The organism is Leptothrix sp. (in: b-proteobacteria) (assembly GCF_965250675.1).
Classification (GTDB): Bacteria; Pseudomonadota; Gammaproteobacteria; order Burkholderiales; family Burkholderiaceae_C; genus Sphaerotilus.
Window position 1 is genome coordinate 113,504 of sequence record NZ_CBDFPH010000001.1, and the last position, 21,335, is coordinate 134,838.

16 protein-coding genes and 5 pseudogenes are annotated in these 21,335 nt (G+C 68.9%); 7 read left to right on the forward strand and 14 right to left on the reverse strand.

Annotated features, from left to right (window positions below):
* Positions 1-127: 127 nt before the first annotated feature.
* The 14 genes from AC5IG3_RS00320 to AC5IG3_RS00385 form a co-directional block, all read right to left on the reverse strand.
* Positions 128-847, reverse strand: coding sequence for a SapC family protein (locus AC5IG3_RS00320; RefSeq protein WP_491896831.1), 720 nt, complete (start codon positions 845-847; stop codon positions 128-130).
* A gap of 400 nt (positions 848-1,247) precedes the next feature.
* Positions 1,248-2,417, reverse strand: coding sequence for an MFS transporter (locus tag AC5IG3_RS00325; protein ID WP_491896832.1), 1,170 nt, complete (start codon positions 2,415-2,417; stop codon positions 1,248-1,250).
* Positions 2,414-4,867: a glycoside hydrolase family 3 C-terminal domain-containing protein gene (locus AC5IG3_RS00330; protein ID WP_491896833.1), complete on the reverse strand. Its 2,454-nt coding sequence runs from the start codon at positions 4,865-4,867 to the stop codon at positions 2,414-2,416. The genes AC5IG3_RS00325 and AC5IG3_RS00330 overlap by 4 nt, the downstream gene beginning before the upstream one ends.
* 35 nt (positions 4,868-4,902) lie before the next feature.
* Positions 4,903-6,093 carry a Gfo/Idh/MocA family protein gene (locus AC5IG3_RS00335; RefSeq protein ID WP_491896834.1) on the reverse strand — a complete coding sequence of 397 codons (1,191 nt, stop codon included), beginning with the start codon at positions 6,091-6,093 and terminating at the stop codon, positions 4,903-4,905.
* Positions 6,090-7,160: a sugar phosphate isomerase/epimerase family protein gene (locus tag AC5IG3_RS00340; RefSeq protein ID WP_491896835.1), complete on the reverse strand. Its 1,071-nt coding sequence runs from the start codon at positions 7,158-7,160 to the stop codon at positions 6,090-6,092. The genes AC5IG3_RS00335 and AC5IG3_RS00340 overlap by 4 nt, the downstream gene beginning before the upstream one ends.
* A 4-nt stretch (positions 7,161-7,164) precedes the next feature.
* A complete protein-coding gene (locus AC5IG3_RS00345; protein WP_491896836.1) occupies positions 7,165-7,935 on the reverse strand; it encodes a sugar phosphate isomerase/epimerase family protein in 771 nt (256 codons plus the stop codon).
* A 23-nt stretch (positions 7,936-7,958) separates the two neighbouring features.
* On the reverse strand, positions 7,959-9,035 hold the full coding sequence (locus tag AC5IG3_RS00350; protein ID WP_491896837.1) for a Gfo/Idh/MocA family protein: 1,077 nt from the start codon (positions 9,033-9,035) through the stop codon (positions 7,959-7,961).
* A gap of 58 nt (positions 9,036-9,093) precedes the next feature.
* A complete protein-coding gene (locus tag AC5IG3_RS00355; protein ID WP_491896838.1) occupies positions 9,094-10,128 on the reverse strand; it encodes a LacI family DNA-binding transcriptional regulator in 1,035 nt (344 codons plus the stop codon).
* 105 nt (positions 10,129-10,233) lie between these two features.
* On the reverse strand, positions 10,234-11,352 hold the full coding sequence (locus AC5IG3_RS00360) for an ABC transporter ATP-binding protein (protein WP_491896839.1): 1,119 nt from the start codon (positions 11,350-11,352) through the stop codon (positions 10,234-10,236).
* A gap of 40 nt (positions 11,353-11,392) precedes the next feature.
* Positions 11,393-12,301 (reverse strand): carbohydrate ABC transporter permease, encoded by a 909-nt coding sequence (locus tag AC5IG3_RS00365; protein WP_491896840.1) that lies wholly within the window; start codon positions 12,299-12,301, stop codon positions 11,393-11,395.
* Positions 12,302-12,315: 14 nt separating this feature from the next.
* Entirely contained in the window at positions 12,316-13,215 is a 900-nt protein-coding gene (locus AC5IG3_RS00370; protein WP_491896841.1) for a carbohydrate ABC transporter permease, read from the reverse strand.
* A gap of 141 nt (positions 13,216-13,356) precedes the next feature.
* Positions 13,357-14,598, reverse strand: coding sequence for an ABC transporter substrate-binding protein (locus AC5IG3_RS00375; RefSeq protein WP_491896842.1), 1,242 nt, complete (start codon positions 14,596-14,598; stop codon positions 13,357-13,359).
* A 93-nt stretch (positions 14,599-14,691) separates the two neighbouring features.
* Positions 14,692-16,083 (reverse strand): GH1 family beta-glucosidase, encoded by a 1,392-nt coding sequence (locus AC5IG3_RS00380; protein ID WP_491896843.1) that lies wholly within the window; start codon positions 16,081-16,083, stop codon positions 14,692-14,694.
* A gap of 127 nt (positions 16,084-16,210) precedes the next feature.
* A complete protein-coding gene (locus tag AC5IG3_RS00385) occupies positions 16,211-16,981 on the reverse strand; it encodes an IclR family transcriptional regulator (protein ID WP_491896844.1) in 771 nt (256 codons plus the stop codon).
* A gap of 122 nt (positions 16,982-17,103) precedes the next feature.
* On the opposite strand from AC5IG3_RS00385, the pseudogene AC5IG3_RS00390 reads away from it, so the two are divergent.
* The 7 genes and pseudogenes from AC5IG3_RS00390 to AC5IG3_RS00420 form a co-directional block, all read left to right on the forward strand.
* Positions 17,104-18,075, forward strand: a pseudogene (locus AC5IG3_RS00390) (MBL fold metallo-hydrolase).
* Between the two features lie 28 nt (positions 18,076-18,103).
* Positions 18,104-18,592 carry an FAD-dependent oxidoreductase gene (locus tag AC5IG3_RS00395; protein ID WP_491896845.1) on the forward strand — a complete coding sequence of 163 codons (489 nt, stop codon included), beginning with the start codon at positions 18,104-18,106 and terminating at the stop codon, positions 18,590-18,592.
* Between the two features lie 102 nt (positions 18,593-18,694).
* Positions 18,695-19,504, forward strand: a complete 810-nt coding sequence (locus AC5IG3_RS00400; protein ID WP_491905014.1) for an FAD-dependent monooxygenase — start codon at positions 18,695-18,697, stop codon at positions 19,502-19,504.
* Between the two features lie 318 nt (positions 19,505-19,822).
* A pseudogene (locus AC5IG3_RS00405) lies at positions 19,823-19,894 on the forward strand (DUF2783 domain-containing protein); the annotation flags it as partial.
* A gap of 139 nt (positions 19,895-20,033) precedes the next feature.
* Positions 20,034-20,201: pseudogene (locus AC5IG3_RS00410) on the forward strand (homogentisate 1,2-dioxygenase); the annotation flags it as partial.
* Positions 20,119-20,712, forward strand: a pseudogene (locus AC5IG3_RS00415) (homogentisate 1,2-dioxygenase); the annotation flags it as partial. The pseudogenes AC5IG3_RS00410 and AC5IG3_RS00415, both read left to right, overlap by 83 nt.
* Positions 20,654-21,334 (forward strand): annotated as a pseudogene (locus AC5IG3_RS00420) (homogentisate 1,2-dioxygenase domain-containing protein); the annotation flags it as partial. The pseudogenes AC5IG3_RS00415 and AC5IG3_RS00420, both read left to right, overlap by 59 nt.
* Position 21,335: the final 1 nt, after the last annotated feature.

The following is a 21,335-nucleotide window of genomic DNA, read 5'->3' on the forward strand; positions in this document are numbered from 1 at the left end:
GTTTTTCACTCCCGCAGCCTGCGAGCCTTGCTCGCGGACTCCCGACAAAAAAACGGGCCCGTCGGTACATACGGGCCCGTGCACAGGGCCGCCAGCAGAGCGGCCCCTTCAGAACATCATGGCCTCGTCAGGCCTCGACGCCGGCATGACCGGACTTCAGCGTCATCAGGCGCTCGATCTGCGCCAGCGACATCAGGTGGGCGTAGACGGCCGGCAGGTAGCGCTTTTCACGCATCTCGATGAAGCGCTCGTTGGAGAGGTTGTTGAGCCGCTCCTCGTTGACGACGTAGCAGCCGCTGATGTTCTTGGCCTGATCCGCCTGGCGTACCCGCATGTTCAGCGGCGTGAACAGGTTGTGCTCGGCGAAATAGCGGCAGAAAGCCTGCGTGAATACGTCCATCTGCTGCAGCTCGCCGAGGTAGCGTTTGACGTTCTCGATCGCTTCCGAGGGCTCGCCCTTGTCGTCGAACAGGGGTACGCCTTCGCTGTCACTGACCAGGGCACTGCCCTCGTCGATGCATACGGTGTACTGGCCGTCCTGGCCGGTGCTGGCCAGCGCGAAGGGGTAGCGGCGGATGATGGCCGGCACATACGAGGCCTGCCACTTGCCGTCCGAATCGACGAAGAGGTTCTCGCCTTCGTCGAGGCCGAGCAGCGAGACCGGACGGAACTCGTCCTTCTGCTGATCTTCCAGGAAGACGACCGGGTAGATGGCCGAGGCGCGTGCGAACTCATGCACCATCACCGAGGCGATATGGAACTTCGAGGCAAAACCGAACCCGTCGATCTGCTTGATGCGGGTGGCGGCGTGGCGCGCCTTGTTGACGGGAACCAGTTGCTGAAACATGTGTATCTCCTGGGGATCTGGACTGGACTTGAATCGTTCGCCCCTGCCCAGCGGGGACGGCCTTCCTGGCGGCCGCAGTCGTTGAACCACGGTGGGTGCCACTGATCTGCTTCAATATAAAACGCCTAACCAGACTGATCCTGGTCAATTTCAATTGGTGGGCGTTTTTATCAAAACGGGGTCATTGTGGTCACCGGGCCGCGTTGACATGGCTCAAGGGTGTAAGCGTAGACACTCTTGTTACGAAAAGTTCCATCCCATCCCGGAGAGCGTGGCAAAACTCTCAAAAAACGTCTCGTGTCATGTCCTCTGACTTGGCACTGCGTTCAGCCAGGCCGCTGCCGTCCAGCTGGCGCTTGTCCACGTCGCTCCCCCGGTGAGCGGGCCGACCGGCCCGGCGCTACGCGCCCTTCGGCCCGCGCAGCGCCCGCGTCGCCAGCAGGCTGATCGCCACCAGCGGCAGGCCGATGCCGAAGGCCCAGCGGATGCCGGCGTGCTCGGCCACGAAGCCCAGCAGCGGCGGCGCCAGCATGAAGCTCACGAAGGCGAACTGCGCCAGCGCCGCCACGTTGACCGCCGCCGGCCGGTCGGTGCGCTGCGCGGCGGCCGACATCGCCAGCGGGAACAGCACGCTGGTGCCCACGCCCATCAGCCCGAAGCCCAGCAGCGCCAGCGCCGGGTGCGGCGCCACGAACACCAGCGCCGTGCCCACCCCCAGCACCGTCAGCAGCGCGCGCGCCACCACCACCGGGCTGTGGCGCTCCACATGGCGGTCGGCCACGTAGCGCGTCATGGCCTGCGTGAACGCGCCCAGTGCCACCGCCATGCCGCCCACGAACGGCGTCGCGCCAAAGACGTCGCGCATGTAGATGGCCGACCAGTCGAAGCCCGCACCCTCCAGGATCAGCGCCGAGACCGACAGCGCCACCAGCCACATGATCGCGGCGGTGGGCTTGGCGACGTGCGGCGTCGGCTCCGAGCTGCCGCCGTCGCGGTGCGGCGCCGGCTCGAAGCGGCCCAGCAGCAGCACCGACAGCACCGCCGCCAGCGGCACCATCAGCGCCAGTTGCAGCTGCGGGCTCAGGCCGACGTGGGCCGCCAGCGCGCCCAGCAGCCCGGCGCTGAAGAAGCCGAAGCTCCAGAACGCGTGCGAGCGGTTCATGATGCGCCGGCCTTCCTGGTGCTCGACGCGGTCGGCCTCCAGGTTGACCGACACCTCCAGCGCGCCCATCAGGATGCCGCCCGGCACCAGCGTCAGGAACAGCGCCAGCGGCCCCTGCGCATGCGACGCGGCGGCGTAGACCACCGTCACCAGCACCGGCACGGCCAGCATCAGCCGCCGGTGGCCGATGCGCTCGACCAGCCGGCTCGCAAACGTCAACGAGATCAGCGTGCCCACCGCCATGCCGATCAGCCCCAGGCCGAGCTGGCCCTCGGTCACGTTCATGCTGCGCTGCAACTCTCCCAGGCGGGGAAAGAAGCCGCCGAAGCCGAAGGCGTACAGAAAGAAGCCGGCAAACACCCGGCGGTGCGCCGGCAGGTCGAGGCCGAAGCGGCGTGCCAGGCTCATAGCGCGCCGACCCAGTCCGCCGCCAGCGTCACCGCCGCGCGCAGCGGCAGGTCGGCCGACGAGGTGCCAACACGGATTTCAAACGCCCCGGCTTCCGCCACCCAGGCGGCCCGCGCTTCGTCAAAGGCGGCGAAGGCACGCATGCCCAGCGTCAGCGTCACCGTGGTCGACTCGCCCGGCTGCAGCGCCACCTTGGCGAAGGCCTTGAGCTCCTGCGGCGGACGCGCCAGCGTGCTGGCCGCGTCATGCACATAGAGCTGCACCACCTGGCTGCCGGCGCGGGGGCCGGTGTTGCGCACGGTGACGGTGGCCGTCAGCGACTCGCCGGGCTGCAGCGTGGCGCGGTCCAGCGTCAGGCCTTCCAGCGCGAAGCTCGTGTACGACAGGCCATGGCCGAAGGGAAACTGCACTGCGTGGCCCTGGGCCTCGTAATGGCGGTAGCCGATGAAGACGCCTTCCTTGTAGACCACGTGGCCGTCCACCGCCGGGTAGGCCAGCGGGTCGCCGAACGCGACGGTGTCTTCCAGGCGCAGCGGCCAGGTCTGCGGCAGGCGGCCGCCGGGTTCGGCCGCGCCGGTCAGCACGTCGGCGATCGAGTAGCCGCATTCCTGGCCCGGGTACCAGGCCTGCAGCACGGCGGGCACGGCGTCCAGCCAGGGCAGGGCCAGCGGCGAGCCGCTCTGCAGCACGACGACGGTGCGCGGGTTGACCGCAGCCACGCCCGCGACCAGCGCGTTCTGGTGGTGCGGCAGGTCGATGCCGGGGCGGTCCAGGCCCTCGTTGTCCCACTCGTTGTTCAGGCCGGCAAAGACGATGGCGAGGTCGGCGTTGCGGGCGGCTTCCACCGCCGCCTGCACATCGGACGCGTCCAGCACGCGGGCGGCGCCGACGCGCAGGCCGTAGAACGTCTTCTCGACGCGCGCGGTGCTGTAGTCGACCTCGACGCTGACGCGCTCGCCCGCCTTCAGGTGGCATGTGTGGACGAGTTCGTCGCAGCCGAAGGTGAAGTAGGTGTCGCCGCGCGCCCAGTTTGTCCAGGCGTCCAGCACCTCCACGCCGTTCAGGCGCAGGCGGGACAGGCCGGCAGAAATCAGCGAGAACTGGTGCAGGCCATCGGCCTCGGCCACGACCTCGAAGCGGGCCCGGGCCGAGAAGGCGCCCCAGGTCAGCCCCGGCGGCGTGCGGTCGTTCCACAGCGCCTCGGAGTTGGGCGAGACCTCGGTCAGCACGACGGGGCCGGACAGGTCCTCGCTGTCGTAGAAGTCCACCGCCATGGGCGCCGAGCGCACGGGGGTGTAGCGGAAGGTATCGGCGCCCGGCACGGTGATGAATTCGACGCCCGGATGCGCCTCGCGCAGCGCGTCGACCGGGGCGATGCGGTGGTGCGCGTTGACGTTGGCGCTGCCGCCGCCCATGGCCTGGGCCTCGGTCGCGGCGCGGCCGATCAGCGCCACCTTCAGGCCGGCGGTCAGGGCCAGCGGCAATGCTGCGGCGTCGTTCTTCAGCAGCACCGCGCCTTCGGCGCCCAGCTGGCGGATCAGCGCGCGGTGCTCGGGCAGGTCGTCGTCGCGTTCGTCGGCCAGCACCGGATCGTCGAAGCGGCCCAGGCGTTCGGCCAGGGCCAGCACGCGGCGGGCGCAGGCGCGCACGGCGTCGGCCGACACCTCGCCGGCCTGCACGGCGACCACCAGCTTGGCGCCGCGTTCGCGCGACGGGCCGGGCATTTCCAGGTCGCAGCCGGCGGTGACGCTGTCGAAGGTGTGGTTGGCGTACCAGTCGGTCATCACCAGGCCGTCAAAGCCCCATTCCTCGCGCAGCACCTGGGTGATCAGCCAGCCGTTGTCGGCGGCCCAGGGGCCGTTCAAGTGGTTGTAGCCGGTCATGACGCACATGGCGGCCGCTTCCTTGACGGCGCGCTCGAAGGGCAGCAGGTACAGCTCGCGCAGCGCCCGCTCGGGGATCTGCGAGTTGACCGTCATGCGCTGGTATTCGCTCTCGTTGCCGGCAAAGTGCTTGAGCGTGGCGGCCACGCCCTTGGCCTGCATGCCGCGTACGTAGGCGACGGCGATTTCGGACGACAGCCACGGATCCTCGGAGTAGCACTCGAAGTTGCGGCCGTTGTAGACCGTGCGCTGCAGGTTGATGGTGGGGCCCAGCAGCACCTGCGCGCCCTTGAGCCGGGTCTCGGTCGCCAGCGCGGCGCCCATGGCCTCGGCCAGCGCCGGGTTCCAGGTGCTGCCGACGGCGATGCCGACCGGGAAGCAGGCGGTCTTCGGGCCGTCCTTGAAGATCGCGCCGCGCGCGCCGTTGGGGCCGTCGGTGACCTTGAAGGCCGGGATGCCCAGGCGCGGGATCGGCACGGTGGTCCAGAAATCGGCGCCGGTCAGCAGGCTGACCTGTTCTTCCAGGGTCAGGGCGTCAACGAGTTGGTCGATGTTGGGCGTAGTCATGGCGGGCTTGATGAGTGTGAGTTGAATCGTGAGGGTCAGAGCGCCGGCAGCGTCGTCCACACGCCGTCCTGCGCGGCGCTGCGCAGCACGGTGTCGATGAAGGCCAGGCCCTGCACGCCGTCGGCGCTGCCGGGCACGCGGGGCGGGGTGTCGCGGTGCGCGGCGCGGTCGCGCAGGTCGGCGGCAAAGTCGAGGTAAAGCTGGGCGAAGGCTTCCAGATAGCCTTCCGGGTGGCCGGCCGGCGTGCGCGTCACCGCCGCCAGGCCGGCGGCGCTGTCGGGCCAGCCGGGGCCGCCACGGCGCAGCGTCAGCGCGCCCTGGCCGAGGCGGTGGAGCTGCAGCAGCTCGGGCTCGTCCTGGTCCCAGTGCAGCGCGGCGCGCTCGCCGTAGACGCGCAGGCGCAGGTGGTTGGCCTCGCCGGTGGCGACCTGGCTGGCCCACAGCAGACCGCGCGCACCGCTGGCGTAGCGCAGCTGCACCTGCACGTGGTCATCGATGCGGCGGCCGGGCACGAAGGTGTGCAGCTCGGCGCTGAGCTGTTGTGGCCGCTGGCCGGTGACGAAGTCGGCCAGTTGCGCCGCATGGCTGCCGATGTCGCCCAGGCAGCCGGCCGGGCCGGCCAGCGCGGGGTCGGTGCGCCAGGCGGCCTGTTTTTGCCCCGTCGCTTCCAGGTCGCCAGACAACCAGTCCTGCGCGTACTCGACCTGCACCACGCGCAGCGCGCCGATCTCGCCCGCCGCCACCATCGCCCGCGCAGCGCGGATGACGGGGTAGCCGCTGTAGTTGTGCGTCAGGCACAGCGGCACGCCGCGCGCTTGCGCCAGCGCGTGCAGCGCCCGGGCGTCGGCCAGCGAGGTGCTGATCGGCTTGTCACAGATGACGGCGATGCCGGCCTCGATGAAGGCCATCGCCACCGGCACGTGCAGGTGGTTGGGCGTGACGATGGCCACCGCGTCGATGCCATCGGCCCGCGCGGCCTCGGCCTGCGCCATGGCGCGAAAGTCGCTGTAGCAGCGCTCGGGCGCCAGGCCGAGGTCGGCACCGCTGGCACGGGCGCGCTCGGCGTCTGACGACAGCGCGCCGGCCACCAGCGTCCACACGCCGTCCAGCCGCGCCGCCATGCGGTGCACCGCGCCGATGAAAGCGCCCTGGCCGCCGCCGACCATGCCCAGCCGCAGCGGGCGGCCGGTGATGTCGGCACGTGGGGTCCATGTGGCCTGGCTCATGGCATGAGCCCCAGCATGCGGCGGTTGGCCGCGTCGTCGGTGGCGCTGGCCGCGAAGTCGTCAAAGGCCCGCTCCGCCACGCGGATCAGGTGATCGCGGATGAACGGCGCGCCTTCGGCCGCGCCCTGTTCGGGGTGCTTGATGCAGCATTCCCACTCCAGCACCGCCCAGCCGGTGTAGCCGTACTGCGTCAGCTTGCTGAAGATGGCGCTGAAGTCCACCTGCCCGTCTCCCAGCGAGCGGAAGCGCCCGGCGCGGTCCTTCCAGCCCTGGAAGCCACCGTAGACGCCTTGTTTGCCGGTCGGGTTGAACTCGGCGTCCTTGACGTGGAAGGCCTTGATGCGTGAGTGATAGCAGTCGATGTAGGCCAGGTAGTCGAGCTGCTGCAGCACGAAGTGGCTCGGGTCGTAGAGCAGGTTGGCGCGCGGGTGCTGGTGCACGCGGTCGAGGAACATCTCGAAGCTGGCGCCGTCGCACAGGTCCTCGCCGGGATGGACCTCGTAGCAGACGTCGACGCCGGCTTCGTCGAAGGCGTTCAGGATCGGCGTCCAGCGCTGGGCCAGTTCGTCGAACGCGGCCTCGATCAGCCCCGCCGGGCGCTGCGGCCACGGATAGAGATAAGGCCAGGCCAGCGCGCCGCTGAAGGTCGCGTGGGCGTTGAGGCCCAGCCGCTGCGAGGCGCGGGCGGCGAGCTTGAGCTGCTCGATCGCCCAGGCGGTGCGCTCGGCCGGCTTGCCGCGCAGCGCCTCGGGCGCGAAGGCGTCCATCGGCAGGTCGTAGGCCGGGTGGACCGCGACCAGCTGGCCTTGCAGGTGGGTCGACAGCTCGGTGATCTGCAGGCCGTGCTCGGCCAGCGTGCCGCGCACTTCGTCGCAGTAGGTGTCGCTCTCGGCGGCAAGTGCCAGGTTGAACAGGCGTGCGTCCCAGCTCGGGATCTGCACACCGGCGTAACCCAGCCCGGCCGCCCAGCCGGCCATGCCGGCCAGCGAATGGAACGGCGCGGCGTCGCCGGCGAACTGCGCCAGGAAGATGCCGGGGCCCTGGATCGGTGATGAGGTTGTGCCCATGGCGTCAGCCCCCGTGTCCGTGCAGCTGCTGCTGCATGAAATCGAAGCTGGTTTTCAGCATCGCGGCGTGGTCCTTCGGTTTGTCATGCTCCAGCACGAACAGGCCGATGCGCGGTCTCAGCTGCGCGAACAGCGCGGGCCACGGCACGATGCCCTGGCCGAGCGCGCACCAGCCGTCCTCGTCCACCGCCGTGCTGGGCGGGGCGATGTCCTTGGCGTGCACGCAGACCAGGCGGTCGGCATGGGCATCCACCACCGCGCTGGCGGCCACCCCGGCGCGGCTGACCCAGCCCAGGTCGGCTTCCCAGCCCAGTTGCGCGGGCGTGGCGCTGCTGAAGATCCAGTCCAGTGCGGTACGGCCGTCGTAGTGCAGAAATTCGAACTCGTGGTTGTGATACGCCAGCCGCAGGCCGGCCGCGTTCAGCTTGTCGCCAATGGCGGCCAGCCGGGCGCCGATGGCGCGCCAGCCGGCGGCGGTGGCGGCGCGCTCGCCCATCGGCAGCCAGGGCACGACGACGATGGGGCAGGCGGTGGCGCGGCAGATGGCGATGACGTGGTCCAGCTCGCCCTCGGCCATCGTCAGCGCAACGTGCATCGACGACACGCGCAGGCTGTGTGCGGCGACCTTGGCGGCGAATTCTTCCGGCGGCAGGCCGTGGCTGGCGACGGATTCGATCCACTCGAAGCCGGCGGCGCGGGCCAGCGCCAATTGGGTGTCGAGGTCGCCGGCTTCGCGCAGCGAGTAGATCTGGACGGAGATTTTGGGAGCGTTCATGTCGGGGATTCCTGGCGTGGGGTTCAGAACAGCTTGCGCGTCAGCGGCGTGGGGCGCTCACAACGGGTGGTCAGGGCGACGCTCTGGCCGGTGCGGCCGGCGTCCAGCGCGCGGTCCATGATTTCCAGCACGTGCAAGGCCATCTCGGCGCTGCAGCGGTGGGGGCGGTTTTCCTGCAGCGCGAGCGCCATGTCGACCAGGCCGATGCCGCGCGAGTTGGTGGTGTACGGCCGCCCGCCCGGGGCGCGCTGCCAGTCGCCGGTCTGGCGGTTGTGGCGGACGGTGCCGCCGAACTGGTTGGGGTCGGCGCCCAGCAGCGTGCCGTCGTCGCCGTAGAGTTCCATCGGCGTGTGGGTGTGGCGCCAGACGTCGAAGCTGCTGGTCAGCACGATGTGCGCGCCGCTCTCGAAGGCCAGTTGCGTGATGACGTGGGTGGGCACGGCCACCGGCAGCGTCTCGCCGGTGCGCGGGCCCAGCGGAATGGTGCGCAGCGCGTGCGTGGTGTGCGAGACCGAACTCAGCCGCGCCACCGGCCCCAGGTGGTTCACCAGGTGCGTCAGGTAATAGACGCCCACGTCGTGCAGCGGCCCGCCGCCAGGCTGGTAGAAGAAGGCCGGGTTGGGGTGCCAGTGGTCCGGGCCGTGGTTCATGAACTGCGCCGTGCCGTGGCGGATCGGGCCGGCCACATTGGCATCGATCAACGCGCGCAGCGCCTGGCCGGCCGCGCCCAGAAAGGTGTCGGGCGCGCAGCCCACGCGCAGGCCGCGGGCGCGGGCGCGCTCGACCAGGTCCTGGCCCTGCTCGAAGCTGGCCGCCAGCGGCTTTTCGGTGAAGAAGTGCTTGCCGGCGTCCAGCACGCGCACGCCGACGTCGTAGTGCGCCTGCGGCGGCGTGAGGTTGAGGATGATCTGCGCGTCGCTGGCCAGCAGCGCGTCGATGCTCAGCGCGTTCAGGCCGAACTCGGCCGCGCGGGCCTGGGCCAGCGCCGGCTGGGCGTCGGCCACGCCGACGATGCGCACGCGCTTGCAGCGCTGCAGGGTCTTGAGGTAGGCCGGGAAGATGTTGCCGCAGCCGATGATGCCGATGGGGGTGCTCGCCATGAAGTTCTCCAGAGGGGGACCGGTTCCGGTTCAGTCCAGGCGGGCGGGCTCGCCGCGCTCAGGCCCGGACAGGCTGGTCCAGGCGCTGTACCGATTCGCGCTGGACCAGGGTGGGGGTGAAGGTGCGCTCGACGCTCAAGTCCAGGTCGTAGCAGCGGTTGAGCAGGTCGCGCGTGGCCTGCTTGGCCATGTCCTGCAGCGGAATGCGTACGCTGCTCAGGGGCGGCCAGGTGTAGGGCGCGATCTCGCAATCGTCGTAGCCCATCACCGACACGTCCTGCGGCACGCGCAGGCCGGCGCGGCTGAAGGCGCTGATGGCGGCCATGGCCATCAGGTCGTTGGCGGCAAACAGCGCGGTGAAGCCCAGCGCGGGACGGCGCGCGATCAGCGTGGCGCTGCAGCGCAGACCGCCCTCGAAGGTGAAGTCGCCGTCTGTCACGGCCTGCGGGTCAATCTCGATGCCGGCCTCGTCCAGCACCGCGCGGAAGCCGCGCAGCCGGGCCTCGTTGTCGAGCGCGTCGTGCGGGCCGCTGATCAGCGCGATGCGGCGGTGGCCTTGCGCCAGCAGCAACTCGGCCGCCAGCCGGCCGCCCTGTTCGTGGTCGCAGCAGAAGCACACCGCCTCCAGCCCCGGCACCAGGCGGTTGAGCACCGCGATGTGGGGCTGCCCGGCGTGGAGCTGGCGCAGGTCGTCGTCGGTCAGCTCGTGGGTCATCAGGATCAGGCCGTCGCATTCGCGCTGGCGCAGGAAGTCGATGCCGTCGAGCGCCTTCTGGCGCGGGTTGCTGTCGCCGCAGCCGTTGGCCGCGACCATGTGGCGCCCGACCGCGCGCAGCTGCTGGTCGACCGTCTCCAGCGCGGTGGCGTAGAACAGGCCGCCGCCGTAGGACGGCACGTAGATGCCCAGCATGTCCAGGCTCTGGCGCGACAGCGCGCGCGCAATGCTGGACGGGCGGAACTCCAGCTCGGCAATCGCCTGCTGCACCTTGGCGGCGGTCTCGGCCGACACCGGGCCGCGCCCCGAGATCACCCGCGAGGCGGTGCCCACGCCCACCCCCGCCAATCGGGCGACATCCTTGATCGTGCTGGCCATATGCGATTCGTTCTGCTGAAAAAAGCGCGGAGTGTTGGGCAGGACAGCGGGCGGGGTGGGCGAAGGGGCTTTAGGCCGCAGGCAGGGGGCGGGGCGCGCGGCCGCTCAGAGCCGCTGCTCGCTGGCGGCGTCGAACAGCGAGATGCGCGTGGTGTCCACCAGCAGGTCGAGCGTGCTGCCGAGGGCCGGCTCGACCTCGGCGGCCACCTGCACCGCCATGCGCTGGCCGCCGCAGTCGATCCACAGGATGCTGAGCGCCCCCAGCGGCTCGGTCAGCACCACGGTGGCGGTGCCGGCGCGGCGTGCGGCGGGCTGCTGGCCTTCACCGGTCTGGTCGGCCTGGCCGGCCGGCAGCACGAACAGGTGCTCGGGCCGCACGCCCAGCACGACGGCCTGGCCGGCGGTGGCGGCCAGCGCGAACGGGTAGTCGCTGACGTCGAACTGCAGCGCAGCGCTGTTGAAGTGCACCCGCCCGTCCTGCACCGCCAGCGTGCCCTTGACGAAGTTCATGCCGGGCGAGCCCAGGAAGCCGGCGACGAACAGGTTGGCCGGGCGGCGGTAGATGGTGTCGGGCGAGCCGATCTGCTGGATCACGCCGGCCTTCATCACCGCGATGCGGTCGGCCAGCGTCATGGCCTCGACCTGGTCGTGGGTGACGTAGATCATGGTGGCGCCGAGGCGGTGGTGCAGCTGCTTCAGCTCGCGGCGCAGCTCGGCGCGCAGCTTGGCGTCGAGGTTTGACAGCGGCTCGTCGAACAGGTAGACGCGGGCGTCGCGCACCACCGCGCGGCCGATGGCCACGCGCTGGCGCTGGCCGCCCGAGAGCTGCGCCGGCCGGCGCTTGAGCAGCGGGGTGAGCTGCAGCATGTCGGCGGCCTTGGCCACGCGCTGGTCGATCTCGGCCGCCGGCACGCCGGCCACGCGCAGGCCGAAGGACATGTTGCGCTCGACGTTCATGGTCGGGTAGAGCGCGTAGCTCTGGAAGACCATGCCGATCTCGCGGTCCTTGGGGTCGGCCCAGGTGACGTCACGCTCGCCGATGCGGATGGCGCCGTGGCCGACGTCGTTGAAGCCGGCAATGGTGTGCAGCAGCGTGGACTTGCCGCAGCCCGAGGGGCCGAGCAGCACGAGGAATTCGCCGTCGGCGATCTCCAGGTTCATGCCCTTGAGAATGGTGTTGCCGCCGAGGACGATGTCGAGGTTGTCGATGTGGACGCTGGCCATGGTGTGTGTCTGTGTGAGGTGGGTGTCAGGTCAAGTCAGATCAGCCTTTGACCGCGCCGGCTGCAATGCCGCGCACGAACCAGCGTCCGGAGAAGAAGTACACCGCCAGCGGCACCAGCGAGGTCAGGATGGTGGCGGCCATGTCGATGTTGTAGCGGCGCTCGCCGAAGGTGGTGCTCACCAGGTTGTTGAGCTGCACCGTCATCGGGTAGTTGTCCTTGCCCGCGAAGATCAGGCCGAACAGGTAGTCGTTCCAGATGCCGGTGACCTGCAGGATGGTCGCCACGATCAGCATCGGCGTGGCCATGGGCAGCATCAGCTGGAAGAAGATGCGCCAGAAGCCGCCGCCGTCGATGCGCGCGGCCTTGAACAGCTCGCCCGGCACGGCGATGTAGTAGTTGCGGAACAGCAGCGTCAGCACCGGCATGCCGAAGATGCAGTGCACCAGCAGGATCGCCCAGTAGGTGTTGTAGAAGCCGCCCATGCGGAACCACGCCACCAGCGGAAAGATCATGACCTGGAAGGGCACGAAGGCACCCAGCATCAGCACGCCGAACAGGATGTCGCCCCAGCGGCTGCGCCAGAAGCTCAAGGCGTAGCCGTTCAGCGCGGCCAGAAAGACCGACAGCACCGTCGCCGGCACCACCAGCCGCACCGAGTTCCAGAAGCCGCCCTGGATGCCTTCGCACGTCAGCGCGATGCAGGCGCTCGACCAGGCTTCGGACCAGTTGCTGAACTGCGGGCTGGCGGGCCAGGCGAAGAGCAGGGCCTGGCGCACCTCGGGTGCCGTCTTCAGCGAGGTCACCACCATCACGTACAGCGGCAGCAGGAAGAAGGCCGACGCGCTCAACAGGAAGGCATACACCCCCAGCCGGGCGGGCGTGAACAGCGGGCGGCGCGGACGCGCGGCGGGGCGGGCGGAAGTGTTCAGGGTGGAGCTTGTGGTCATGATGGGCACTCCCTTCAGTGGCCGGCGTTCAGGCGGGCCTGAACCTTGGATCGCCAGTACAGCAGCGGTGTCAGCACGGTGAACACCGTGATCAGCATCACCACCGACGCGGCCGAGGCCAGGCCGATGTTGTTGCGGCCGAACAGGTGGTCGATGATGAATTTGGCCGGCACTTCCGACGCGTCACCCGGGCCGCCGCTGGTCATGACCGCGACGACGTCGAAGGTGCGCACCAGCGCCACGGCCAGCAGCATGAAGGCGGTGGCGTAGGCGGGCCCAAGCTGCGGCAGCACCACGCTCAGGTAGTAGCGCGGCTTGGAGACACCGTCCAGCCGGGCGGCCTTCCATTGCTCGTCGTCCACGCCGCGCAGTGCCGCCAGCAGGATCGCCATGGTCGTGCCGCTGCCCTGCCAGACCATCGCCAGGCCGACGGCGTAGAGCACCATGTCCTGCCGTACCGTCCAGTCGAAGGTGAACGAGGTCCAGCCCAGCTGCTGGATGGCGTTCTGCAGGCCCATGCTGGGGTTGAACAGCCACTGCCAGATCAGGCCGGTGACGACGAAGCTCATCGCGTAGGGATAGAGAAAGATGGTGCGGAACCAGCTCTCGCCCTTGACCTGCTGGTCGATGAAGACCGCCATCAGCGTGCCCAGGATCAGCACGCCGCCCACATAGACCACCGCCAGCACGCCCATGTGCTGCAGCGAGACGATCCAGCGGTCGGTGTCGAACAGACGCTCGAACTGCGCCAGCCCGGCCCAGTCGTTGCGCGGCAGCATCTTGGAGGTCGACAGCGAGATCCGGATGCTCCACAGCACCGACCCCACATAGGCCAGCAGGGCCGTGATGGCCAGCGGCAGCAGGGCGGCGTGCAAGGCCAGGTTCAGGCGTCTGGGAGGGCGGCTTCGGGCCATGGCGGACATCTCGGTTCATGCGGCAGCGTGACCCGGACCGCTTTCGCGGCCCGGTCGGCGGAGGCAGGCAAGGGAAGGAACAGGCCCGGGGCAGAGCCGCAGCGTCGGCGCGGCGCCCCGGGCAGGGAGGCCTTCAGCGCATCAGCGCTTGAGGGCCGTGGTCATCGCCTTGATGGCGTCGTCGACCGACTGGGTGGAGTTCCAGAACTTGCTGACCGCGTCCTCGAAGGCGCCGTTGGCGTCCGGGCTCAGCAGTTCGTTGTTGCTCTCCAGCAGGCGGTTTTCCTTGATCGCCTGCACGCCTTGCTGGGCGCAGATGTCGACCGCGCTCAGGTCGACGTCGGTGCGGATCGGGATCGAGCCCTTCTTGTTGTTGAACGCCACCTGGCCGGCCGGCGAGATCATCATCTCGGCCAGCTTCTTCTGCGCGGCAGCCGTGTCAGGCTTGTTCGACTTGGGGAAGACGATCACGTCGCCGCCGATGGCGTAGGCCATCTTCGGGCCGCCGGCCATGAAGCAGCCGAACTCCTTGCCCGCCGTCTTGTTGGCGTTGACGAACTCGCCCTTGGCCCAGTCGCCCATGAACTGGAAGCCGGCCTTGCCGTCGATCACCATCGCGGTGGCCAGGTTCCAGTCGCGGCCCGGCGAGCCGGCGTCCACATAGCCCTTGAGCTTCCTGAAGCTCTCCACCGTCTTGCGGAACTGCGGGCCGCTGGTGTCCTTGTCCTTGAAGGTCTTCAGGTACAGGTCACGGCCGCCGACGGCCAGCAGGATCGAGCGGAAGGTGATGCCTTCCTGCCAGCCCTGGCCACCCAGCGCCAGCGCGGTGACGCCGCTGGCCTTGACCTTGTCGAGCGCGGCAAACAGCTCGTCGAGCGTCTGCGGGTCCTTGGTCACGCCGGCCTTGGCCAGCACGGCCTTGTTGGACCAGACCCAGTTCTCGTTGTGCAGGTTGACCGGCACGGCGTAGTAGTGGCCGTCGATCTTGATCGACTTCTTGATCTTCTCGGGCAGCAGCTTGTCCCAGTTGCCCTTGGCCGCGACGTCATCGAGGTTGTTGAGCAGGCCTTCCTTGATGATCTCTTCGTACTGCTTGCCGTAGTTGAACTGCGCGGCCGTCGGGGGATCGCCACCGATGGTGCGGTTGATCGTCACGGTGCGCGCCTGGGCGCCGCCGCCGCCGGCGATCGGGGTGTCGGCCCAGGTGCCACCTTGCTTGGTGTACATGGTGGCGAATTCCTTGATCGCGGCGGCTTCGCCCCCCGAGGTCCACCAGTGGATCACTTCCGCCTTCTGGGCGTGGGCAGCCGGGGCGAGCGCGCCGGCAACGATCAGGGCCGCAGCGGCGATGCCGTGGCGGCGGGACAGGGGGGCGATCTTCATGAGTTGTCTCCTCAGGGGCATGCCGATGGATCGGCGGTTAAGAACCTCATTGCAGCGGGTTCAATTCGATGTTCGGTGTTCGAGGCGTTCGGTTCAGCGGCGCGAATGCAGGTACTCGCGCAACAGGTTGGCGCTGAGCTTGGGCGTGCGGACTTGCGTTGCGTAGTCGACATGCACCAGCCCGAAGCGGCGCTCATACCCGAACGCCCATTCGTAGTTGTCCATCAGCGACCAGACAAAGTAGCCGCGCACATCCACACCGGCCTGCATGGCACGGCTCACCGCCGCAAAGTGGCGGTTGAGGTAACTGATGCGGTGATGGTCGGTCACGGCGCCGTCGACGACGTGGTCGTCATTCGCCATGCCGTTTTCGGTGATGTAGATCGGCGGCAGCTTGGGGTAGTCGCGCTTGAAGCGGCGCAGCAGGTGCTCCAGGCCTTCCGGATACACCTCCCAGCCCATCTGCGTGCGCTCCACGCCGGGCAGGTCCACCGGCGTGAAACCGTGTCCGCCGTCGCTCTGCGCGGTCAGGCGGGAATAGAAGTTGATGCCCAGGAAATCCAGCGGCGCCGCGATGGCTTCCATGTCGCCCGGGCGCACCTGCGGCTCGCTGCCGGGCCAGAGGCGGTTCATGGCCTCGGCGTGACGGCCTTTGAGCAGCGGGTCGAGCACCCAGCCGGTCTGGAAGACGTCGGCCAACTCAGCCGCCGCCCGGTCGGCCGCGCTGTCGCTGGCCGGCTGGGTGGCGCCCACGTTGGCGACGATGCCCACCAGCGCGCCCGGGTCGTTGCGGCGGATCACCTCCACCGCCTTGCCATGCGCCAGCAGCAGGTGATGCATGGCTTGCGCCGCGTGGCGCGGCTCGGCCAGGCCGGGGGCGTGGTGGCCGTTGCCGTAGCCGAGGAAGGCCGAGCACCACGGCTCGTTCAGCGTCGCCCACGACGTGACGTGGCCCTGCAGCGCACGCGTCACCAGATCGGTGTATTCGGCAAAGCGGTAGACCGTGTCGCGGTGGAGCCAGCCGCCCTGGTCTTCCAGATGCTGCGGCAGATCCCAGTGGTAGAGCGTGACGAAACGCTGCAAACCCTTGTCCGCCAGCTTGTCGAGCAGGCGGCGGTAGAAATCCAGGCCCTTCTGGTTGGCCTGACCGTTTTCGTCCATCACGCGCGGCCAGGCAATCGACAGCCGATACCCATCGACGCCCAGGTTGGCGATCAGGTCGACATCGTCGGCCCAGCGGTGGTAGTGATCACAGGCCACGTCGCCGGTATCGCCGTTGAGCACCTTGCCGGGCGTGCGCGAGAAGGTGTCCCAGATGCTCGCCAGCCGGCCATCGGCCTGTGCCGCGCCTTCGATCTGATACGACGCGGTCGCCACGCCAAACAGGAAATCCTTGCGCCGCATGGGCGAGCCCATCGGCGGCGCCAGCGTGGCAATCTCATCGGCAGAAAACGTGAGCGGCGATGATAGGGGCAGCAGGGGCATGGCGGGATCAGAGGGAGAGTGGAACCGTTTCCACAGCGAGATGAATTGAATCACCGGCCTGCTGTTCCGGCGATCCGTGTTTTCCCGCAAAACGGGTCAGTTCGGTGTCAGGTGGGTGCCGCCGTGCTCAGGCGCGCTGACCCAGCCGGCGCGACACCGTCTGCGCGGCGGCCCGCAGCGCGGTCACGGCGGCGCTGTCGGGCGGGCCGGCCAGCGCCGCGCTCGGGCCGATGGCGACCAGGCCCAGCACCATCGCGCCAAAGCCGTCGAACACCGGCGCGGCCAGCGCGCTGATGCCGGGCATCGAGCCGTCGACCGCCCAGCTGTAGCCCTGCTGGCGGATCTGCGCCAGCAGGGCGGCCCAGCCGGCGCCGGGCTTGCGGCCGGTCTCGGCCTTCAGCACGGCGTCGATCTCGTCGCGCGGCCGGTGTGCGGCAAACAGCAGGCCCGAGGCCGTGCCGTCCAGCGACACCACCGTGCCGTGGCGCATGTTGACGTGCACGGCGCTGGGGCCTTCCTCCAGCCGCACGATGGTCGGGCCGCGGTTGCCCCAGACCGCAATCGCCACCGTGTGGCCGACCTGGCGCGCCAGCGCGGGCAACTCGGCGCTGGCCAGCCGCACCGGGTCGAACTGCTGCAGGCTGATCAGCCCGAGCTGCAGCGCCAGCGGCCCCAGGCCGTAGTGGCCGCTCACGTCGTCCTGCACCACCAGCCCGAGCTTGCCGTAGCTGACCAGGTAGGGATGCGCCTTGGCGGGCGCCATGCCAGCCTCGCGTGCCAGGTCTTTCAGCGCCATCGGCCGGCCGGTGTGCGCCAGCGCCAGCAGCAGCTGGCCGCCGACCTCCACGCTCTGGATGCCGCGCGAGGGGCGTGGGGTGGACTCGGTATCGAGCGGCATGTCGGAAGAAGAAATCGCTGTCAAAGTGAACCTAGGGTTTTTACCAAATTGAATGAGTTAGACATTAACAAATGAACTCCCTAAGATCAAACCGTGTTCTGAATAGCTGAATGGGTTTGATCATGACTAAAGTTGAAACGAAGACCTTTGCCTCCGCTGCCGACCTCGAAGAGAAGAAGGTCAGCTTCGACCGCCTGTCCGAACACGCCTACGCCTACACGGCCGAAGGCGACCCGAACACCGGCATCATCATCGGCGACGACGCGGTCATGGTGATCGACACCCAGGCCACGCCGGTGATGGCGCAGGACGTGATCCGCCGCATCCGCGAGGTCACCGACAAGCCCATCAAGTACGTGCTGCTGAGCCACTACCACGCGGTGCGCGTGCTGGGCGCCAGCGCCTACGCAGCCCGATCACATCATCGCCAGCCAGGACACGCGCGACCTGATCGTTGAGCGCGGCGAGTTCAGGACAAGGCCAGCGAGATCGGCCGCTTCCCGCGCCTGTTCCAGAACGTCGAGAGTCGGTGCCGCCGGGCCTGACCTGGCCGACGATGACCTTCACCGGCAAGATGACGCTGTGGCTGGGCAAGCTCGAAGTGCAGCTGCTGCAACTCGGCCGCGGCCACACCAAGGGCGACACCGTGGCCTGGCTGCCGCAGGAAAAAATCCTGTTCAGCGGCGATCTGGTCGAGTTCGACGCCACGCCCTACGCCGGCGACGCCTACTTCACCGACTGGCCGCAGACGCTGGACAACCTCGCCGCGCTCCAGCCCGAGAAGCTGGTGCCCGGCCGGGGCGCCGCGCTGCAGACGCCCGAAGCAGTGGCCGCCGGCCTGGCCGGCACGCGCGCCTTCATCAGCGACCTGTACGCCAGCGTCAAGGCCGGTGCCGCCGCCGGCCAAGGACCTGCGCCGCGTCTACGAAGAAACCTTCGCCGCGCTGCAGCCCCAATATGGCCACTGGGTGATCTTCAACCACTGCATGCCCTTCGACGTGACGCGTGCATACGACGAGGCCAGCGGTCACACCGACCCGCGCATCTGGACCGCCGAGCGCGACATCGAGATGTGGAAAGCCCTCGAAGGCTGACGCCCCCCGCACTGAAGGCGGACGCACCATGACCCCGAACTTCAACGGCGTTGGCGCCGAGATTCAGGCGATCGAGTTCGCCTATGGGCGCTCGCCGGATCAAGACCAGGCTCAGCCGGTGCGCCACCCGGTCGTGATCGTCGGCGCCGGCCCGGTAGGATTGAGCCTGGCGATTGACCTGGCCCAGCGCGGCCAGAAGGTGGTGTTGCTGGACAACGACCACCGGCTGTCGAGCGGCTCGCGCGCGATCTGCTTTGCCAAGCGCACGCTGGAAATCTGGGACCGCCTCGGCGTCGGCCAGCGCATGCTCGGCAAGGGCGTGTCATGGAACGTCGGCAAGGTTTTCTTCGGCATGAGCAGCAGGTCTACCAGTTCGACCTGCTGCCCGAGGCCGGTCATCAATACCCGGCCTTCATCAACCTGCAGCAGTATTACGCCGAGGCCAGCCTGGTGGAGCGCGCGCTGCAGTTGCGGGCAACATCGAGCTGCGCTGGCTCAACAAGGTCGATCGGCCTGACGCAGGACGCCGACGGCGCCACGCTCACCGTCGGCACACCCGACGGCCCGTATCACGCTGCGCGCCGATTACGTCACCGCCTGCGACGGCTCGCGCTCGCCGCTGCGCGCGCTGCTGGGGCAGGAAAGCAAGGGCCGCGTCTTCCGGGATCGTTTCCTGATCGCTGATGTGCGATGGCGGCCGACTTTCCGGCCAGAGCGCTGGTTCTGGTTCGACCCGCCGTTCCACCCCGGCCAGAGCGTGCTGCTGCATCGCCAGGCCGATGGCGTCTGGCGCATCGACTTCCAGCTCGGCTGGGACGCCGACCCCGAGTTCGAGAAGCAGCCCGAGCGCATCATCCCGCGCGTGCAATGCGCTGCTCGCCGCTGCCGCCGCCAGCCGGGGCGAGGCGGATGCGCGTTCTGCCATCGTTCGAGCTGGAGTGGGCCAGCGTCTACACCTTCGCCTGCCAGCGCATGGAGCGCTTCCGCACATGGCCGGGTCATCTTCGCGGGCGACTCGGCGCACGGCGTGTCGCCCTTCGGTGCGCGCGGCGCCAACTCCGGCGTGCAGGACGCCGACAACCTGGGCTGGAAGCTCGACGCCGTGCTGCGCGGTCAGGCCGGTGACGCTCTGCTGGCCAGCTACAGCAGCGAGCGCGAATACGCCGCCGACGAGAACATCCTCAACTCCACCGCGCCACCGACTTCATCACGCCCAAGAGCGCGAGGTCAGCAAGGCTCTTCCGCGATGCGGTGCTCGACCTGGCGCCCGCGACCATGCCGTTCGCCCGCCGCTCGTCAACAGCGGCCGGCTGTCGGTGCCGGCCACGCTGCATGGCTCGCCGCTCAACACGCCGGATGGGGACGACTTCGCCGGCCTGATGCGCCGGGCGCCGTGTGTGCGATGCGCGCATCCGGTCAATGGCCGTGAGGGCTGGCTGCTGTCAGAGCTGGCTCACAGCCAGAGCTTCACTTTGCTGGTGCTTTGATGTCGATGAAAAGATGCTGGCAGTTTGCGTCCGATCAGGTGCTGACGGTGCGAACCTTGAGCCTCAAGTCGGCCGGCGTTGACGTGCATGCCCGATGCGCAAGGCCTGGCCGCAACACGCTACGACGCGCGGCCCGGCACCGTCTACCTGATGCGCCCCGACCAGCATGTGGCCGCACGCTGGCGTGCCGGCTGACCACCGCAGATCGCCCAGGCGCTGCGCCGCGCGCTGGCCTTGCAATGAACCTGGAGTGACTGCCCATGCTCAATACCCGAACCCACCTTGAAGCGCCCGACGACTTCTATGAGGCGCTGATCGACGCCCACCGCGACCTGGACGAGGCGCCAGCCACGCCCTCAACGCCGGCTGGTGCTGCTGCTGGCCAACCACATCGGCGCGACGGCGGTGCTGAAAGCAGGCGCTGGACGCCGCCCGCGCCAGTGCAACGGTCTGACTTTTCGGATTCACATGATGAATGCATCGCTCACCTACCAGATCCGGCTTCGGCAACCAGTTCGCCACCGAGGCCGTGCCCGGCGCCTGCCGGTCGGCCGCAACAGCCCGCAGCGCGTGCCGCACGGGCTGTACGCCGAACTGTTGTCGGGCAGCGCCTTCACCGCGCCACGCGCCGACAACCAGCGCAGCTGGCTCTACCGTCGCCAGCCCTCGGTCGTGGTCGGCGGCTACCGCACCGCTACGCGCAGCCGCTATGGAAGACCGGTGCGGCGGAGGGTCGAAGGCTGCGCCGCCCGACCCGCTGCGCTGGCATCCGGTGGCGATTCCGGTCGATGAACCGCTCGACTTCATCGAGCGGCCTGCGCACCGTGGCCGTCAACGGCGATGTGGCGGCGCAGAGCGGCATGGCCGCGCACCTGGTACCTGGTCAACCAGAGCGATGGGTCGGCGCGCCTTCGTCAACGCCGATGGCGAGATGCTGCTGGTGCCGCAGCAGGGCACGCTGCGCCTCACCACCGAACTGGGCCGGCTGGAGGCCGCGCCTGGCGAGATCGCGCTGCTGCCGCGCGGCCTGGCTCTTCAAGGTCGAGGTCGACGGCCCGTCGCGCGGCTATGTCTGCGAGAACTACGGCGCCGCCTTCCGCCTGCCAGAGCTGGGCCCGATCGGCTCCAACGGCCTGGCCAGCGCGCGTGATTTCCTGGCGCCGGTGGCGGCCTTTGAGACACAAGAAGGCGCTTACGAGATCGTCAAGAAATACGGCGGCCAGCTCTGGCGCGCACGGCAGGCGCACAGCCCCTTCAACGTCGTGGCGTGGCACGGCAACCTGACGCCGTTCAAGTACGACACGCGGCACTTCATGACGATCGGATCGATCAGCGTCGACCATCCCGACCCGAGCATCTTCACCGTGCTGACCTCGCCGAGCGACACGCCGGGCTGGGCGAACTGCGACTTCGTGATCTTCCCGCCGCGCTGGCTGGTGGCCGAGGACACCTTCCGCCCGCCCTGGTACCACCGCAACGTGATGAGCGAGTTCATGGGCCTGGTCTACGGCCAGTACGACGCCAAACCGGGCGGCTTCAAGCCCGGCGGCATGAGCCTGCACAACAGCATGGTGCCGCACGGCCCGGACACCGAGGCCTTCACCAGGGCCAGTGGCGCAGCGCTTGAGCCTCACAAGCTCGACCAGACGCTGGCCTTCATGTTCGAGAGCCGCTGGTGCCTGCGCCCGACGGCGTTCGCGCTGCAGGGCGGCGCGCTGGACGCTGACTACGCCAGTTGCTGGGCTGGCCTGCAAGACCAATTCGAGGGATGAA

What these genes read in the sequence shown, in the direction of transcription:
- AC5IG3_RS00345 (WP_491896836.1), bottom strand. Translation starts at nt 7,935, where the DNA reads ATGAACGCTCCCAAAATCTCCGTCCAGATCTACTCGCTGCGCGAAGCC.
- AC5IG3_RS00340 (WP_491896835.1), bottom strand. Translation starts at nt 7,160, where the DNA reads ATGGGCACAACCTCATCACCGATCCAGGGCCCCGGCATCTTCCTGGCG.
- AC5IG3_RS00395 (WP_491896845.1), top strand. Translation starts at nt 18,104, where the DNA reads ATGACCCCGAACTTCAACGGCGTTGGCGCCGAGATTCAGGCGATCGAG.
- AC5IG3_RS00335 (WP_491896834.1), bottom strand. Translation starts at nt 6,093, where the DNA reads ATGAGCCAGGCCACATGGACCCCACGTGCCGACATCACCGGCCGCCCG.
- AC5IG3_RS00365 (WP_491896840.1), bottom strand. Translation starts at nt 12,301, where the DNA reads ATGACCACAAGCTCCACCCTGAACACTTCCGCCCGCCCCGCCGCGCGT.
- AC5IG3_RS00350 (WP_491896837.1), bottom strand. Translation starts at nt 9,035, where the DNA reads ATGGCGAGCACCCCCATCGGCATCATCGGCTGCGGCAACATCTTCCCG.
- AC5IG3_RS00380 (WP_491896843.1), bottom strand. Translation starts at nt 16,083, where the DNA reads ATGCCCCTGCTGCCCCTATCATCGCCGCTCACGTTTTCTGCCGATGAG.
- AC5IG3_RS00320 (WP_491896831.1), bottom strand. Translation starts at nt 847, where the DNA reads ATGTTTCAGCAACTGGTTCCCGTCAACAAGGCGCGCCACGCCGCCACC.
- AC5IG3_RS00370 (WP_491896841.1), bottom strand. Translation starts at nt 13,215, where the DNA reads ATGGCCCGAAGCCGCCCTCCCAGACGCCTGAACCTGGCCTTGCACGCC.
- AC5IG3_RS00385 (WP_491896844.1), bottom strand. Translation starts at nt 16,981, where the DNA reads ATGCCGCTCGATACCGAGTCCACCCCACGCCCCTCGCGCGGCATCCAG.
- AC5IG3_RS00330 (WP_491896833.1), bottom strand. Translation starts at nt 4,867, where the DNA reads ATGACTACGCCCAACATCGACCAACTCGTTGACGCCCTGACCCTGGAA.
- AC5IG3_RS00355 (WP_491896838.1), bottom strand. Translation starts at nt 10,128, where the DNA reads ATGGCCAGCACGATCAAGGATGTCGCCCGATTGGCGGGGGTGGGCGTG.
- AC5IG3_RS00360 (WP_491896839.1), bottom strand. Translation starts at nt 11,352, where the DNA reads ATGGCCAGCGTCCACATCGACAACCTCGACATCGTCCTCGGCGGCAAC.
- AC5IG3_RS00325 (WP_491896832.1), bottom strand. Translation starts at nt 2,417, where the DNA reads ATGAGCCTGGCACGCCGCTTCGGCCTCGACCTGCCGGCGCACCGCCGG.
- AC5IG3_RS00375 (WP_491896842.1), bottom strand. Translation starts at nt 14,598, where the DNA reads ATGAAGATCGCCCCCCTGTCCCGCCGCCACGGCATCGCCGCTGCGGCC.